The sequence below is a fragment of the Rheinheimera aquimaris genome (genome assembly GCF_020531985.1).
In the GTDB taxonomy this organism is placed as follows: Bacteria; Pseudomonadota; Gammaproteobacteria; order Enterobacterales; family Alteromonadaceae; genus Alishewanella; species Alishewanella aquimaris.
Genome location: NZ_JAJAVQ010000004.1, coordinates 516,052 through 532,786 on the forward strand (window position 1 = coordinate 516,052; position 16,735 = coordinate 532,786).

General features: G+C 47.4%; 12 protein-coding genes. 11 read left to right on the forward strand and 1 reads right to left on the reverse strand.

Translation table 11 applies throughout. The features are described from left to right. Positions 1-455: 455 nt before the first annotated feature. The 11 genes from LHL18_RS14935 to adk all read left to right on the forward strand — a co-directional run bounded on the left by LHL18_RS14935 (position 456) and on the right by adk (position 16,102). On the forward strand, positions 456-3,440 hold the full coding sequence (locus tag LHL18_RS14935; RefSeq protein WP_134057080.1) for a TonB-dependent receptor domain-containing protein: 2,985 nt from the start codon (positions 456-458) through the stop codon (positions 3,438-3,440). 259 nt (positions 3,441-3,699) lie between these two features. Beyond that, positions 3,700-6,666 carry a TonB-dependent receptor domain-containing protein gene (locus tag LHL18_RS14940; protein ID WP_226767639.1) on the forward strand — a complete coding sequence of 989 codons (2,967 nt, stop codon included), beginning with the start codon at positions 3,700-3,702 and terminating at the stop codon, positions 6,664-6,666. A gap of 167 nt (positions 6,667-6,833) precedes the next feature. Next, positions 6,834-7,205 (forward strand): HvfA family oxazolone/thioamide-modified RiPP metallophore, encoded by a 372-nt coding sequence (locus LHL18_RS14945; RefSeq protein WP_226767640.1) that lies wholly within the window; start codon positions 6,834-6,836, stop codon positions 7,203-7,205. A 56-nt stretch (positions 7,206-7,261) separates the two neighbouring features. After that, on the forward strand, positions 7,262-8,113 hold the full coding sequence (locus LHL18_RS14950) for an HvfB family MNIO-type RiPP peptide maturase (RefSeq protein ID WP_226767641.1): 852 nt from the start codon (positions 7,262-7,264) through the stop codon (positions 8,111-8,113). 4 nt (positions 8,114-8,117) lie between these two features. Next, positions 8,118-8,864 (forward strand): HvfC family RiPP maturation protein, encoded by a 747-nt coding sequence (locus tag LHL18_RS14955; protein ID WP_226767642.1) that lies wholly within the window; start codon positions 8,118-8,120, stop codon positions 8,862-8,864. A 251-nt stretch (positions 8,865-9,115) separates the two neighbouring features. Beyond that, a complete protein-coding gene (gene apt / locus LHL18_RS14960) occupies positions 9,116-9,664 on the forward strand; it encodes an adenine phosphoribosyltransferase (RefSeq protein ID WP_134057070.1) in 549 nt (182 codons plus the stop codon). Positions 9,665-9,710: 46 nt separating this feature from the next. Next, positions 9,711-11,870: a DNA polymerase III subunit gamma/tau gene (gene dnaX / locus LHL18_RS14965; RefSeq protein WP_226767643.1), complete on the forward strand. Its 2,160-nt coding sequence runs from the start codon at positions 9,711-9,713 to the stop codon at positions 11,868-11,870. Between the two features lie 113 nt (positions 11,871-11,983). After that, complete coding sequence (locus LHL18_RS14970; protein ID WP_134057066.1) at positions 11,984-12,310, forward strand: YbaB/EbfC family nucleoid-associated protein; 327 nt, start codon at positions 11,984-11,986, stop codon at positions 12,308-12,310. Further along, positions 12,310-12,912: a recombination mediator RecR gene (gene recR, locus LHL18_RS14975; protein WP_134057064.1), complete on the forward strand. Its 603-nt coding sequence runs from the start codon at positions 12,310-12,312 to the stop codon at positions 12,910-12,912. The genes LHL18_RS14970 and recR overlap by 1 nt, the downstream gene beginning before the upstream one ends. 117 nt (positions 12,913-13,029) lie before the next feature. Further along, a complete protein-coding gene (gene htpG, locus LHL18_RS14980) occupies positions 13,030-14,964 on the forward strand; it encodes a molecular chaperone HtpG (RefSeq protein ID WP_226767644.1) in 1,935 nt (644 codons plus the stop codon). Between the two features lie 493 nt (positions 14,965-15,457). After that, positions 15,458-16,102 carry an adenylate kinase gene (gene adk, locus LHL18_RS14985; protein ID WP_134057060.1) on the forward strand — a complete coding sequence of 215 codons (645 nt, stop codon included), beginning with the start codon at positions 15,458-15,460 and terminating at the stop codon, positions 16,100-16,102. 67 nt (positions 16,103-16,169) lie between these two features. Here adk and LHL18_RS14990 read toward each other — a convergent pair whose 3' ends face one another. After that, on the reverse strand, positions 16,170-16,637 hold the full coding sequence (locus LHL18_RS14990; protein ID WP_226767645.1) for an Hsp20 family protein: 468 nt from the start codon (positions 16,635-16,637) through the stop codon (positions 16,170-16,172). Positions 16,638-16,735: the final 98 nt, after the last annotated feature.

Consider the following 16,735-nt stretch of genomic DNA (forward strand, 5'->3'; position numbering starts at 1 on the left):
TTATACAGTTGTTCGATTGTATACAGAAATTACCAAGCTGGCAAAGCATCACTGTACAGCCCTTTGTAAGGTCATTATCGAATTACCAATCCGCTGGTTAATAAAATCGCTTTCTGTTTATAAATGTTTACAGAAATTATATTGACGAAAAAGGTTTCGCCATTTTCCAGAGGCTGTCGTGAGTCAGTTGAAGACGTTAAATACGCAATTCTCTCAACCTGTGTTAGCTAAGTACTGAGTCTTGGTTAGCGAAATGTAAGTCAAGCCCCTTCGGCCTGAAATATCTGACAGAAAATCGTAATTGATTTCTTAATCTTATTGACCCTACTAAAAAACTGGGCCTATTATGGTGTTCGCTGAACGACCCTTTTTGAGTGTTGAGTGGGTTGTTTTTCGCGATTAGCGGTTTTCAATTAAAACAGAATCACTGGTAAATAGTGATCCAGGGAGAGAACATGTATACAAATAATAAAATCGCCAAGGCTGTGCGCTTAGCGATCGCTTTTGGTGCTGCATCTACACTTACCATGCATTCTGTGGCAGTTAGTGCACAGGAAGAAGCTGCAGCAGAACAGCAAGTTGAGAAAATCCAGATCACCGGTAGCCGGATCAGAAGTGCTAACGCTGTGTCAACGAGCCCCATCGCAACTGTCGGCGAGCTTGAAATTGAACAACAACAACAGCCTGAAATTGAACGTATTTTCCGTAACATGCCTGCGTCGTTACCAGGCGACAACAGCAACGTAAACAACGGTACCGGCGGTGCAGCAACGGTAAACTTACGTGGTTTAGGTTCTAACCGTAACTTAGTGCTGATGAACGGCAAACGGATGGTGCCTTACAACACTGCAGGTAGTGTAGATACCTCGACTATCCCAACTGCAATCATCGACCGTATTGATATCGTAACGGGTGGTGCTTCTGCAGTTTACGGTTCTGACGCAATTTCTGGTGCTATTAACGTTATTCTGAAAAAGAATTTTGAAGGCGTTGAACTGGATGTGTCTCACTCACGCACGGCAGAAGCTGATGCACAGACAAAAAATATTGCCCTGACGCTTGGCGGCAACTTTGATGATGATCGTGGTAACGCGGTATTATCATTCAGCTGGTTAGATCGTGACCCGCTGTTATTAGGCCAGCGCAGCCTGGGTAACTACGGTATCGCAACTGCAAGCGGTGCTAACTACCAGAACTTCGTAGACGGCATTGCTCCGGTTCCACCAGCGGATCCACTGTGTGGCGGCAGCACACCAAACGTTGTTGCGCCAGGCGGCGGTAGCGGCACTACTATCCCAACCCGCGTTGGTGTAGTTGGCGTGCCTGCAGTTGCCGGCCAGTTCCGTGATGACGGTACTTTAGGTATTGGCCCTGCATGTAGTGCCTTTAACTTCAACCCATTCAACTACTATCAGACGCCTGCTAAGCGTTACAGCGCAACAGCAATGGCGCACTATGATCTGAATGATGAACATTCAATCTACGGTACCTTTAACTTTACCAATACCTCTGTTCGCCAGCAGGTTGCACCATCAGGTATTTTCGGTTCCACGTTCTGGATCCCGATGGCTAACCCGTTCCTGTCTGCGCAGGCGCGTAACGCTATTTTAACCGGCTCTAACGCAAATATTGGTGCGCTGAATGGTCCAGGCCTGGAAACATGGCGTGATGTTAACGGCAACGGTGTCGTAGATGAAGCTGACTCATTATTAATGAGCGTTAACCGTCGTACGCCTGAACTGGGTGCGCGTTCTACGTCATTTAATACTGACCAATTCCAGATCGTTGCTGGTATCGAAGGTTTTATCAACGACAGCTGGGCATATGATGTATCAATCCAGCATGGCGAAACAAACCGTGTAAACACTAACGCTGGTTATACTAACGTTGCTAACATCGCTAACGCCTTAAACGCAGTTTCTGAAACAGAATGTTTAACGGGCGGTGCTGGCTGTGTGCCATTAAACGTGTTTGGTGGTTTTGGTACTATCACGCCTGAAATGGCGGCGTATGCGTCTGCAACTGCTTTCTCTACCACTGAATATCAACAGCGCGTGTTCTCAGCGATTATCGATGGTCCATTTGATTCTGTGGTGTCGCCATTTGCTGAATCATCGCTGGCGATGAGCTTTGGTTATGAATACCGTGAAGAAATCGCATTCTTCAACCCTGACGAATGTCTGAAACTTGCTCCTGCAAGCTGTTTAGGCGGTGCGGGTGGTAACTCTTTACCTGTTGGCGGTTCTTTCAAAGTAACTGAACTGTTTGGCGAAGGTAAACTGCCTCTGATTGAAAACGTGGCGATGGCTGACATCGTAGAACTGGAATTTGGTTACCGTCATGCTAACTACGACACTGTTGGCGAGAATGGTAGCTGGAAGTTGGGTCTGGCATGGCGCCCTGTTGACGAGTTATTGGTTCGTGTAATGAAGCAAAAAGCTACACGTGCTCCAAACGTTGGTGAGTTGTATGCACCTTTAACTTCTGGTCTGGAAAATGCTAACCAGGACCCATGTTCAGTTGCTAATGCAGCGAATATCGACGCTACTTTACGTGCCCGTTGTATCGCAACTGGTATGACAGATGCTCAGGTAGGTGCTGTTGATGATATCGTTAGCGGCCAGATCAACGTATTGTCTGGTTCAAACCCGAATGCATTACCTGATGCAGAAACTGCAGACACTCTGACAGCGGGCTTTGTTTGGACACCAGCGTTTGACACCGTTAAACGTGCACAGTTCTCTGTGGACTACTACGATATCGACGTTAGCGGCTATATCGGCGAAAACACTCCACAAGAGATTCTGGATGGCTGTTATGTGTTAGGTAATACTTCACAGTGTGCCCAGATTAACCGTATCGGTGGCGGTTTAACTATCTCTGGTTCAGGTATTCAGGCTTACACTACTAACCTGTCATATCTGCGCACCAGCGGTCTGGAATTCGCGTTTAACTTCGGCTTCGATCTGGATAGCTTCGGTTCAATTGACTTCAGCGGTAACGTTAACAAGTACCTGAAAGTAGAGCAGTTAAGTTCGCCAGTTTCTGAAGTAATTGACTGTAAAGGTTTCTATGGTACTAACTGTGATCCACAGCATGATTTACGTGCAACTCAGCGTACTACCTGGAACTACGAAGATCTGTCAATTTCGTTGTTATGGCGTTACTTAGGCTCAATCGAGCGCGAAACTGCGCAGCAAGCAGCGACGTTTGAACCTTTCCGTCAAATCGGTTCTTACAGCTACTTCGACCTGTTTGCTAACTATCATATCACTGACGGTATCAGTGTTAGCTTAGGTGTAGACAACCTGCTGGACAGAGATGCTCCGGTAGTGGGTGGCGAAGCAGGTTCAACTTCAGTTAACAGTGGTAACACCTTCCCAGGTTACTACGACATGCTGGGTCGTACCTACAGAGCAAGCGTCAGCCTGAAATTCTAAGCTGATTCGTTGCTAATAAAAGCGGCTGGATATCCAGCCGCTTTTTTGTTTCTGCTTCAGGTTTTTTATATTCATAGCTGATTCACTTTCATGTATTTCGAAAAGTTCCGTAAATGTGTTGACCCAGGCAAAAAATTGCGTTTATTATCGAGGCGCGTTAAATCGGAGGTTATCCGATGTAAACGGAGTGCCAACAGAAACTAAAGGTTGGTATCTGTCGAAAAATAGAATCACTACACAGTGATCCAGGGAGAAATACATGTATACGAATAATAAATTAAGCAAAGCTGTGCGCTTAGCTATTGCTTTTGGTGCTGTATCAGCTACTGCTTTTACTGCATCAGTCAACGCAGCTGAAGAAGAAGAAGTTGCTAAAGTTGAGCGCATCGAAGTTACAGGTTCTCGTTTACGTTCTACTGACTTACAAGGCTTTTCACCGGTTCAGGTAATTGATGGCAGCGACATTGATACATCAAGTGTTGCTAACATTCAGGAATTACTGTTAAAGAACCCAGCGTTCGGTGCGCCGGCTATCAGCCGTACTAACTCAAACTTCTCTACATCGAGCGCGGGTGCTTCAACTGTAGATTTACGTAACTTAGGCACAGCCCGTACTTTGGTACTGGTAAATGGCCGCCGTTATGTAACGGGTGTTCCAGGTTCAATGGCAGTTGACTTAAACACCATTCCTGCGCAGTTTATCGAACGTATTGAAATTATGACTGGTGGTGCGTCAGCAGTATACGGTTCTGACGCTGTTGCCGGTGTTGTAAACATTATTCTGAAAAAAGAGTTCGAAGGTATTGAATTCGACGTTCAGTATGGTGAAAGTTCAGAAGGTGACGCTGAAGAAACACAAATCCAGTTTACTACTGGTGTAACCTCTGCCAATGGTAAAGGAAACGTGATGATTCACGGTTCTTATACCGATCAGGGCGCAGTATACTCAAAAGATCGCGCGCGCTCGGCTGTAGATATCGCTTCTACCGGCGCTTATTTTACTGGTTTACCAGAAGATATGTTTGACGTAACGTCACCATATTACTCAAGTTATGCGCCGCAGGGCCGTTTCTTTACCGGCGATACTCAGTACACTTACAATTCAGCTGGCGAGCTGGTTGAGGGCTGGTCGACAAACGGTTCAGATACCCGTGAAGCAAACGGTTTTAACCGTAATGGCGCCCGTACTATTGCAATTCCTACCGAACGTTACCTGTTTGCTGGCCGTGGTAGCTATGAGTTTGCAGATGGTTGGACTTCTTTCATTGAAGGCACCTATGCTTCAAGCCAGACTACAACGCAGTTAGAGCCATTCCCATTTGATACCGAATCGCTGTATCCAAACAGCGGTGGTCAGATGCCAATCGAGTTTGAATCTTTTGTTGCTGATCCTCTGAACCCTGGCTCTTACGTTCGCAACGTAGTTGTTAACCCATTAGTGCCTCAACCGATCGTTGACGCAGCAACTGACACAGATGGCGATGGTTTACGTGATATCTTCTTCTCACGCCGTTTAGCTGATGTAGCTAACCGTGGTAACGTCGCAGACCGTGATACTTTCCGCGTTGTTGGCGGTGTTGAAGGCGAGATTACTGATGGCTGGTATGCAGACGCTTACTTTGGCTACGGCCAGACAAAAGAGTCTCAGGTATCAAGTGGTCAGGTAAACGTATTAAACTTCCGCAGCGCCTTAGAAGTTATTCCTGACGGTCAGGGCGGTTATATGTGCCGTGACGCGACTGCTCGGGCTCAGGGGTGTGTGCCGGCAAACGTATACGGTGCCAATACACTATCTGATGAAGCAGTAACTTATATTGCTGCTCCTGGCTTACTGGCAACTTTCGCTTCTCAAAAATATGCTGGTTTTAACTTGTCTGGCGAAGTGTTTGAACTGCCTGCAGGTATGGTTGGTGTGGCTTTTGGTGGTGAATACCGCGAAGAGTTTTCTCGCAGCGAGTTTGATCCATTACAACAAGCTGGCTTAAACGCCGGTAACGCTATTCCACGTACCGAAGGTGAGTTTGACGTAACCGAATTCTACACAGAGGTTAACGTACCTTTACTGGCAGATATGTTTATGGCTGACCAGTTAAACTTACGCGGTGCAGTGCGCGCGTCTGACTATTCTACTGTAGGTAGCACCACCAGCTGGAACGTAGCATTAGACTGGGCACCGATTCCTGAACTGCGTTTCCGCGCTATTCGGGCACAGTCAGTACGTGCACCTAACGTAGACGAGCTATACTCGCCACCAAGCCAGACTTTCCCAACTGGTTTAACTGATCCGTGTGTTGGTATTACTAATGCCAGCACTGGTGCGGTAGCAGAAGCTTGTCGTGCCGCTCCAGGTGTACAGGCGAACATCGATGCCAACGGTTCATTTACTCAGAACCAGTCTGATGCGCAGGGTATCAGTGGTTATAACCGTGGTAACCCGAATCTGGACGTTGAAAAAGGTAAATCCTGGACATTAGGTTTCACCTTCTCACCAGAAGGCTTCCTGAGTGATTTCGACTTTAACGTAGATTATTTCGATATTGAAATTGAAGATGCAATCGTAAGTACACCGCGCCAGTTTATTCTGGACCAGTGTTACGGCGGTGGCGATGCTTCACTGTGTGATTTCATCACCCGTCGTCCAACAGCTCAGGGTGCAAACAGTGCAGGTTCACTGGAGTATATCGACTCAGGTGTAACCAACAGCGGTGGTTTTGCTACTGAAGGTATCGACTTTGTTATCACTTACGGCAAAAACCTGGAAGACTTCGATCTGGCTGGCCGGTTTAACGCACGGTTATCTTATACCCGTCTGTTAGATGGTTATTCAATCCCACTGCCAGGCTCTGAGAAAGATGTGTTTGCTGGTGAAGTCGGTGCTGCAGAAGATAAATTCTTCTTAACCATGGGCTATGAAATCGGTGATTTCAGTATCTCTTGGAACACAACCTTTATTGGCCATTCGTACCTGGATGATCAGTTCTTATCTGGCTATGATTTAGCACCTGAGTCTGTAGGTGTTGGTGCTGTGACATACCATGATATCAACCTGTCTTATAAGCCGTCTGATAGCTATGAGCTGTACGTAGGCTTGCAGAACGCGTTTGATAAAGAACCGGCTCCAATCATTACTGGCTTACCTGGTAACAGTACTGGTACCGAAACTGACGCTAGCGTATATGACCCAATTGGTCGTCGTATGTACGCAGGTGTTCGTATGAAGTTCTAATCGAACTGATACTTAAAAAAAGCGGCGTAAGCCGCTTTTTTTATGCCTGCTGCAGACAACAGTTTTGTTCAGCATATTTTACAGCTATATTTTTATCCGCAAACGAAATGGTTTTACGTTAGTAAAGGTCTACTGTGCGGTAACTAACAAACACAACAGGTGGAAAAATGAAAGCAATAAAACATTCAGGTGTAGCAATGGCAGTTGGCGCTTTGGTATTGGGTTCACTGGCAGCAGTTGCGGGCAGTGCTAATGCTAACCCTTTTACGGCTGTGGATCTGGCATCGGGTTACGAAATGGCTGCTGGCGAGGGCAAGTGCGGTGAAGGCAAATGTGGTGAGGATAAAGCTAAAGCCAAAGGAGAAAAAGCCAAAGAAGGTAAGTGTGGTGAAGGCAAATGCGGCGAAGAGAAGATGAAAGCCAAAGCCGAAAAGATGAAAGAAGGTAAATGTGGCGAAGGCAAATGCGGTGAAAGCAAAGGCAAAGAGAAATCTAAAGAAGGCAAGTGCGGCGAAGCTAAATGTGGCGGTAACGTTTAAGCTAGCCGGATAGATAGAGCCTGCAGTTTGCAGGCTTTTGTTTGATGGGGATGTGTATGAGTAAACTGAGCTCACAAGTATTACAGGGGGCGGGGTTGGGGCTGCGCCGTGAAATGCTTGATGACATACTTACAGCTAAGCCTGCCATAATCGATTTTTTTGAAGTGGCGCCAGAGAACTGGATCCCATTTGGTGGCAGCCTGCAGCGAAAATTCAGCCAGTTAACAGAGCAGTATCGCTTTATCTGCCATGGCCTTTCTCTTTCAATTGGCAGCCCTGATCCGCTTGATGTGATATTTATCCGGCAAGTGAAGCAGTTTCTTAAGCAGCACAATATTCGCCTGTACAGTGAACATTTGAGCTATTGCTCTGGTAAAGGGCATTTATATGATTTGATGCCTATTCCTTTTACGCAGGAAGCTGTTCACTATGTTGCTAAACGCATACGTCAGGTTCAGGATATTCTCGAACAGCCATTAATACTGGAAAACGTATCCTATTATGCAGCACCCGGACAGCAAATGTCAGAGCAGGAATTCACGTTGGCGGTATTACAGGAAGCGGATTGCCAGTTGTTGCTTGATGTGAATAATATTTATGTCAATTCAGTCAACCACGGTTATAGCGCGGAGCAGTTTTTACGGGCAATGCCGTCGTCACGCATTGCTTATTATCATATAGCCGGCCACTTTAAAGAGGCAGATGATTTGCTGATTGATACACACGGCGCTGCTGTGGCAGACCCGGTTTGGCAGCTATTGCAAATGGCTTATCAGCAGCATGGTGTTAAGCCGACATTGTTAGAGCGAGACTTTAATATTCCACAGCTGAATGTGTTGTGTGAAGAACTCAGACAAATTAAAGAGTTGCAGGGCGAAACGTCAGAAAATGTTGTATTGAGGGCCTGACCTGATGCACTTTCAGCAAGTTCAGCACGCTTTTGTCGCCGCGGTAAGAGATCCTGAGTTGTCTGTGCCCTCAGGTGTCGACGAGCGGAGAATGGCGGTATACCGCGAATTGTTATTTAACAATGTACAAAGCTTTGTTGCCAGTGCATTTCCGGTATTAAAGTCGTTGTATCAACCAACAGCCTGGCAGGCTTTGGTAAGACAGTTTTTTATGCATTATTCTTGCTCCAGCCCTTATTTTTTGCACATTGCTGAGCATTTCTTACATTATTTGCAGCAGGATTATCAGCTAAGCAGGGACGACCCTGTGTTTATGTTGGAACTGGCACATTACGAGTGGGTAGAGTTGTATTTAGCAACAAAAATCTGTTCTGCGGAGCAGCAACCTATATCGGCAGAGCACGTCGCCTCAGTCGCGCTGCAGCTATCTGAGCTGGCGCTAGTATTGGCTTACCCTTATGAAGTGCACCGGATAAGCATCGAATTTCAGCCTACGTCGGCAGGGGATGCGCAATGTTATCTGTTGTACCGAGACAGCGAAGATGAAGTGAGATTTGTTTTAATTAATCAGCTTACGGCCGCACTGTTACAGCAGCTACAGCAGGCACCAGGTGCTACACTGGAACAGCTGGTACGGCAGCTGCAACCCATGTTGCCGCAGTTTAGTCAGCAACAGTTATGGCAGGGTGCTGTCAGTGTTATGCAGAGCTTTGCCGCAAAAGGCGTGTTGATGTCTTTTCAAGCGGAGTAAAATTCATTACCATAAACGCCCTTAAATCCGCTGATAACAGAAGAGTAGTGCAATGGCAGGCGAAAATTTTAAAGACTCGTTTAACCTGTGGCAGTTTCTGGCCCTGGTAGCAGTGTTTGTGGCTTTACTGTGTTTGGCACCGATAGTGCGTTGGTTTCAGATCCTGACATAAGGCACACGGTAAGAATATGAAGGCCGCCTGAGGGCGGCTTTTTTGTCCCATAAGGGATGCTTAACAAAAGGTTTCTGATATGGATAAGCAGGCATTAGCGCTTGAATTAAAACAGGTCATCAAGAAGGTCGTAGACTATCCCAAACCGGGTATTGTGTTTCGTGACGTCACCAGCCTGATGCAGGATGGCCCAAGTTTCAAAAAGGTTATTGATGCCTTCTGCCAGTATTATGCAGATAAAGGCATTACTAAGATTGTCGGCACAGAATCGCGTGGTTTTATCTTCGGCGCACCGCTGGCTTATGCGATGGGAATATCGTTTGTGCCGGTACGTAAACCCGGGAAACTGCCACGGCAGCGTATCTCTCAAAGCTACCAGCTTGAATACGGCGAAGATGCGTTGGAGCTACATGCAGATGCTATCAGCAGTGGCGACAAAGTATTATTAGTTGATGACTTGCTGGCAACTGGCGGTACCATTGATGCAACGGTCAAACTGGTACGGCAATTAGGTGGTACGGTAAATGATGCGGCTTTTGTGATTGCTCTGCCTGAACTGGGTGGTGTTAAACGGCTGGAGCAAGCCGGATTAAATATCCTTAGTTTGGTTGAGTATAACGGCGAATAAGTTTAGTCTGTCTCTGCATACAACTACTAAGACATCAGCAGCCGTTATGAGTTATCAGGTATTAGCACGCAAGTGGCGTCCGCAGCATTTTGCCCAGTTAGTTGGGCAGGAGCATGTCAAAAATGCCCTTAGCAATGCCCTGAACAATAACCGGCTGCATCACGCCTATCTGTTTACCGGTACCCGCGGTGTTGGTAAAACCACCATAGCGCGTATTTTTGCTAAGAGTTTAAATTGCGAGCAGGGCATAAGTGCTACGCCTTGTGGCCAGTGTAGCGCCTGTGTCGAGATTGACGCGGGTAACTTTGTCGATTTGATGGAAATCGATGCGGCATCGCGGACTAAAGTCGAAGACACACGCGATCTGCTGGATAACGTGCAATATGCCCCCAGCCGTGGCCGCTTTAAAGTGTATCTGATTGACGAAGTGCATATGCTGTCCAAGCACAGCTTTAATGCCTTGCTTAAAACGTTGGAAGAGCCGCCACCGCACGTTAAGTTTTTACTGGCAACAACAGACCCACAGAAATTGCCCATAACGGTACTGTCACGCTGTTTGCAGTTTAACTTGCTGGCGCTTAGCCCTCAGCAAATTGAACAGCATCTGGCGCATGTGCTGGAGCAGGAGCATATTCCTTTTGAAGCGGCAGCATTAACCATGTTGGCGCGCGCAGCTAAAGGCAGTTTGCGCGATTCTCTGAGTTTAACCGATCAGGCCATTGCACAAAGCAATGCAGATATCACAGTAGAAACCACGCGCAACATGCTCGGCTTTTTGGATCAAAGCTGGGCGCAACTGTTGTTGCAGGCGGTTATCGCGCAGGATGCAGCACAGCTGCAAATCCAGCTAGCAGCGTTGGTACAGCAACACAGCCATTTCAGTCAGGTGCTGGACGATATGCTGGCGCTGCTGCATTTAACGGCATTAAGTCAGTTTAGCCAAAGTGCTGCAGCTTTTTCTGCACAGCAAGATTATGTAATGCAACTTGCAGAAAAACTGGCTCCGGCACAGGTGCAACTTTACTATCAATTATTAATAAGCGGTAAGAAAGAACTGCCGTATGCACCAGACCCGTTAACGGGACTGGAAATGGCGTTGTTACGGGCAATGGCGTTTACGCCAGAGACGCAGCAGAAGGTTGCCCATTCAGCCGCAAAAGTGCCCGTCGCTCCGGCAGAAGTGGCGTTACAGTCTGCTGCTGATACTGCAGTAAAAACCGCAAGCCCTGAAAATACCCACACGCCGGCCAGCGAAAGTCCGGCCAATAGCTCAACGTCAGCTGCTGTCGCGCAGTCAGTGCAGGCTGAGGCAAAAGCAGAGAATGTCGAGGGGATCGATCCGGTTACTGCCCGTATTATGGCACGACGTGGTGTTCAGATAACCGCAGCTTCACCGGCAAAAAAGTCTGAGCGCCAGCAGGCGCTGACAGACGCCACCAACATAAGTCAGGCCACAGCTGTGACTGCTGGTTTGCAAGAAACAGTGACACAGGCGAAAGAAGCACAGTACGCTGCAGCACCAGCACCAGCACCAGCACCAGCACCAGCACCAGCACCAGCACCAGCACCAGCACCAGCACCAGAGCTTCCCGCTCTTGCAAAGCCGCAGACAGTTGAGGTCGTGCCGACAGAGCTCAGCACACCGAGTTATGATCAGGATAGTTATCCGGCGGATGACGTTGACATGCCAGAGTACGATATGGCGGCAACAGACGGCTTGTGGCAGCAGTATGAGCAGGAGATGCAATACACTGACACGTCACAACAGGCTCCGCTTGAGCAGTTTGATGGCAGCATTAACGAACAAAACTTTTCTGTCCGGCATGCTGCGCAGGTTGATGCCTGGGCGGCCCGGGTTGAGACGCTGGATACCGGCGGTTTAAGCCGGCTGTTTCTGTTAAATGCCGCTATGCAGCTAAGCGGCAATGTACTGAACCTGACGGTGGCCCAGAGCCAGCAGCACCTTGATAGCACGGCATTCAGAACTAAATTACAACAGGTGCTGCAGCAAAGTTTTAATCAGCCGCTTGAGATAAATATTAGTTATCAACCTGAAGTACCGGATAGTCCGTTGTCTATTCAGCAGAAAATTGTGCAGGAACGCTTGGTTTATGTCAGCCGCCTGTTGCAGCAGGATGAAAAAGTACTGCAGTTACAACAAATGTTTGATGCGCAACTGCTGACTGACACCATCACAGTGAATTGATGTGCTAATTCGCACAACTTGTAATTTGGCGACGAAGTTATTATCTTGTCGCCGTTAAAGTGCAGCACAGTAGTGCTGTCAGGCAAACTTAATTTTACAGCAGGTATAGAGCTATGTTTAAAGGCGGTATGGGCAATATCATGAAGCAGGCGCAAGCCATGCAGGAAAAAATGCAGAAAGTACAGGCCGAAATCGCCGCTATGGAAGTAACAGGTGAAGCTGGTGCGGGTCTGGTTAAGGTGACGATGCTGGGGAACCACAATGTGCGCCGTGTCAGCATTGATGATAGCCTGATGCAGGATGATAAAGACATGCTGGAAGATTTAATAGCAGCGGCAATCAATGACGCTGTGCGTCGCGTGGATGAGAGCAGCAAAGAAAGGATGGCGGCAGTGACGGGCGGCTTGCAGTTGCCTCCTGGTATGAAAATGCCATTCTGATGAGCCGTTTTACGCCACTGTTACAACAACTGATCGATGCCCTGCGTGTTTTACCCGGCGTGGGGCCAAAGTCAGCCCAGCGTATGGCATTTGCGTTGCTTGAGCGTAACCGCGAAGGTGGTTTGCAGCTTGGCGCTGCGCTTAATGCTGCTATGACTAAAGTTGGCCATTGTCAGCAGTGTCGTACGTTCAGTGAAACAGACCTGTGTTCTATTTGCGCAGACCCTGCCAGGGCAGAAGATGGTATTATCTGCGTGGTTGGTTCAGCTGCAGATCAGCTGGCTATAGAGCAAACCGGTCAGTTCAGTGGCCGCTATTTTGTATTACAAGGCTATTTGTCGCCACTCGATGGTATAGGCCCGCAGGATTTGGGCCTGGACAAATTGCAGCAATTATTTGCAGACAACAAGGTGCAGGAACTGATCCTGGCAACCAACCCCACGGTGGAAGGTGATGCCACAGCCTTTTATATTGCCGAGCTTTGTCACCGGCAAAATGTAAAAGTATCGCGCATAGCTCAGGGCATTCCGGTAGGTGGTGAGCTTGAATTTGTCGATGGCACCACACTGTCGCATGCTTTTAGTGGCCGCAAAGCGTTTTAAACTGTTAAAACCCTGCTTGAAATCCGGTTAATTCTCCCCATATTAGTTGTCAGTGTTCGGCTGCATGATGCAGCCTGATGTAAAACAGTCAAACTTTGATGTTCGAGGATTAGCACAATGAGTGATACTACAGCCACTTCAGCCGGCCAGAAACAAACACACGGCTTTCAGGCCGAAGTGAAACAGCTGCTGCAGCTGATGATCCATTCACTGTATTCCAATAAAGAAATTTTCCTGCGCGAGCTGGTATCGAATGCCTCTGACGCTGCAGACAAATTGCGCTTTCTGGCGCTGTCTGACGGCAGCTTGTACGGCGATGATGGCGAGCTGCGCGTACGTATAAGCCTGGATGAAAAAGCCCGTACGTTAACGGTTAGCGATAACGGTATTGGTATGACCCAGGATGAAGTTATCAGCCACCTGGGCACCATTGCAAAATCAGGTACCAAAGAGTTCTTCTCACAATTGTCTGGCGACCAAAGCAAAGACTCTAAATTAATTGGTCAGTTTGGTGTGGGTTTTTACTCTGCCTTTATTGTGGCTGATAAAGTAACGGTGCGCACCCGCAAAGCCGGCGCCGCGGCGAATGAAGCGATTGAATGGGAATCTGCCGGTGAGGGCGATTACAGCATTACGCCTATCAGTAAAGATAGCCGTGGTACAGACATAGTGCTGCACCTGCGTGAAGGTGAAGACGAGTTTTTAAGCCGCTGGAAAGTAGAAAGTATCGTTACCAAATATTCTGACCATATCAGTATTCCGGTAGAGCTTTGGCAGGAAGAGCAGCCTGAACGTGATGGCGCCGATGGTGAGAAAATTGCTGCTGTGCCTGGCCACTGGCAGGCGGTAAATAAGGCCACTGCGCTTTGGACCCGGGATAAGTCTGATATCAGCGATGAAGAGTATCAAGAGTTTTATAAGCACATCTCGCACGACTGGAGCGAGCCGCTAAGCTGGAGCCACAACAAGGTTGAAGGTAACAATAACTATACCAGCTTGTTGTATGTGCCGAAAAAAGCACCTTTTGATATGTGGAACCGTGATGCACAGCATGGCTTAAAGCTATACGTACAGCGTGTGTTTATCATGGACGATGCTGAGCAGTTCATGCCTAGTTATTTACGTTTTATCAAAGGCTTACTGGATTCAAGTGATCTGCCACTGAACGTATCGCGTGAAATTTTACAGGACACTAAAGTCACTCAGGCATTGCGTAAGGGTTGTACCAGCCGTGCGCTTAAAATGCTGGAGAAACTGAGTAAAGACAGTGAGCAATATCAGACATTCTGGAATGAGTTTGGTCAGGTACTGAAAGAAGGCCCGGCCGAAGATATGGCGAACAAAGAGCAGGTAGCCGCTTTACTGCGCTTTGCTTCAACCCATAACGATGACAGTACACAAAATGTTGCACTGGCAGATTATGTCAGCCGGATGAAAGAGGGACAGGATGAGATTTATTACATCGTAGCCGACAGCTATGCTGCAGCGAAGCATAGCCCTCACTTAGAAGTTCTGAAGAAAAAAGGCCTTGAGGTACTGCTGTTATCTGATCGTATCGACGAATGGCTGGTTCAGCACCTGTCCGAGTTTGATGGTAAAAAACTGCGCTCTGTGGCAAAAGGTGGGCTGGATTTATCCAAGCTGGACGACGAAGAGACGAAGAAAGCTCAGGCTGAGACAGAGCAGGCGTTTGCTGATGTAATAAGCCGTTTCAAAACCGCGCTTGGCGACCAGGTGAAAGATGTGAAGGTCAGCCATCGTTTAACGGAGAGCCCGGCCTGTGTGGTAACTGACGAGTTTGATATGAGTACCCAGATGATCAAACTGATGGAGTCAGTCGGGCAGAAAGTACCTGATGTAAAGCCTATTTTTGAGCTTAACCCTGAACATCAGCTGGTAAAACACGTAGCAGAAGAGCAGGATGAAGAGCGCTTTAAACAGTGGGCTGAAGTCTTGCTTGATCAGGCTCTACTGGCGGAGCGCGGCAACTTAAAGGATCCGGCAAGTTTTGTCGCACGTTTAAATGGCCTGTTATTATCACTGGCTAAGTAAGTTGTTTAATCAGGCACAGCTCTGCTGTGCCTGAGTTCAAGGCAATCACTGCAGTTTATTGTTTTTTATCAGTTTTACTTTCTTAATCTGTTCAATCGCCTACGCCCGTCATAATGCTCTTTGGGGTTACCTAGGCATGCCTGATGGTAAATATTGAAGCCTACAAAATCGCAACAGTATCGTTCTGGTAAGCATGTATCTGGCTAATGTAGTTGGAAATCCCTGAATGGCATACTGTCAGGGACTGCATATGAAGATTTACAACTTTAGTCGATATACAGAAGGCTTCTCGTTGTATTTAACTGCGTTTTTTACTGCTTTGACAGCAAAAACTACAGTGAATGCTGTCTTTTAATAGCTGTAAGACTAAAGACCAGTGAAATAGCCAGACCAGTTAACGCTGACAGACAAATTTCTTGTTTCAGGCATCACATTGTGTAAAGATCCTGCCTTTATTATTAATGGATCAATCCCAAGACATGAGGGTGTTGCTATGCGCATAATTTTGTTGGGTGCCCCGGGTGCCGGTAAAGGAACTCAGGCTCAGTTTCTGATGAGTAAATATGGCATTCCACAAATTTCTACCGGTGATATGCTGCGGGCTGCAATTAAAGCCGGTACCGAGCTTGGTTTAGCTGCGAAGCAGGTAATGGATGCCGGGCAGCTGGTATCAGATGATATTATTATCGGACTGGTGAAAGAGCGTATCGCCCAACCTGATTGCAGCAAAGGCTTTTTGCTTGACGGCTTTCCGCGCACTATTCCGCAAGCTGATGCAATGAAAGAAAAAGGCATAGTGATTGATCACGTTATTGAATTTGATGTGCCGGATGAAGTAATTGTTGAGCGTATGAGTGGGCGTCGTGTTCACCCTGCATCAGGCCGCGTATATCATATCCGCTATAACCCGCCAAAAGCTGAAGGTAAGGATGACGTTACTGGCGAAGAGCTTGTTATCAGGCCTGATGATGTTGAAGAAACCGTGCGTAAGCGCTTAGCTATCTACCATGAACAAACTGAACCTTTAGTTGGCTACTATCGTGCAGAGGCCGAAGCCGGTAACACCCGTTATCACCATATTGATGGTACTAAGGCAGTTGACGCGGTAACCAGTGAGCTGGTTAGTCTGCTAAGTTAGACAGATCAAAAGATTAGAAAAAAAAGCCCTGATACTTCAGGGCTTTTTCTTAGGAAGAAATTAAACCTCAGGCGACTTTCTCTGCATTTAACAATTGCGCCCCGGTCTGAGCTGCACTGCTGCCAATGCTGATTTTACGCGGCTTTAGTGCTTCAGGCACTTCCCGCAACAGCTCAATGTGCAACAGACCATGCGCCATATGGGCACCGGTTACTTTAATGTAGTCTGATAGTTGGAACTTACGTTCAAAGTTTCGTTCAGCGATGCCTTGGTGAACAAAGCGGCGACCTTCGTCTTTGCCTGCTTTCTGGCCTTTTACCAGTAAAGTATTGTGTTCAGTTTCGATGCTCAGCTCCTGCTCATCAAAACCGGCCACAGCCATTGTAATACGGTACTGATCTTCACCGGTGACTTCGATATTGTAAGGAGGGTATGCAGGCTGCTTTTCATTGCGTGCAGCGGCATCCATTAAATTAGCCAGGTGATCGAAGCCGATAAAAGAGCGGTAAAATGGAGTTAAATCAATATTTGTCATAACCAATTCCTCATTAGCAAAAAGGTGTTTTGTTGCCCTTCGGTTGAACGGGCTGTTAACTTAACCGGCACTATACCGGTTGCTGCCAGGTGCCGTAT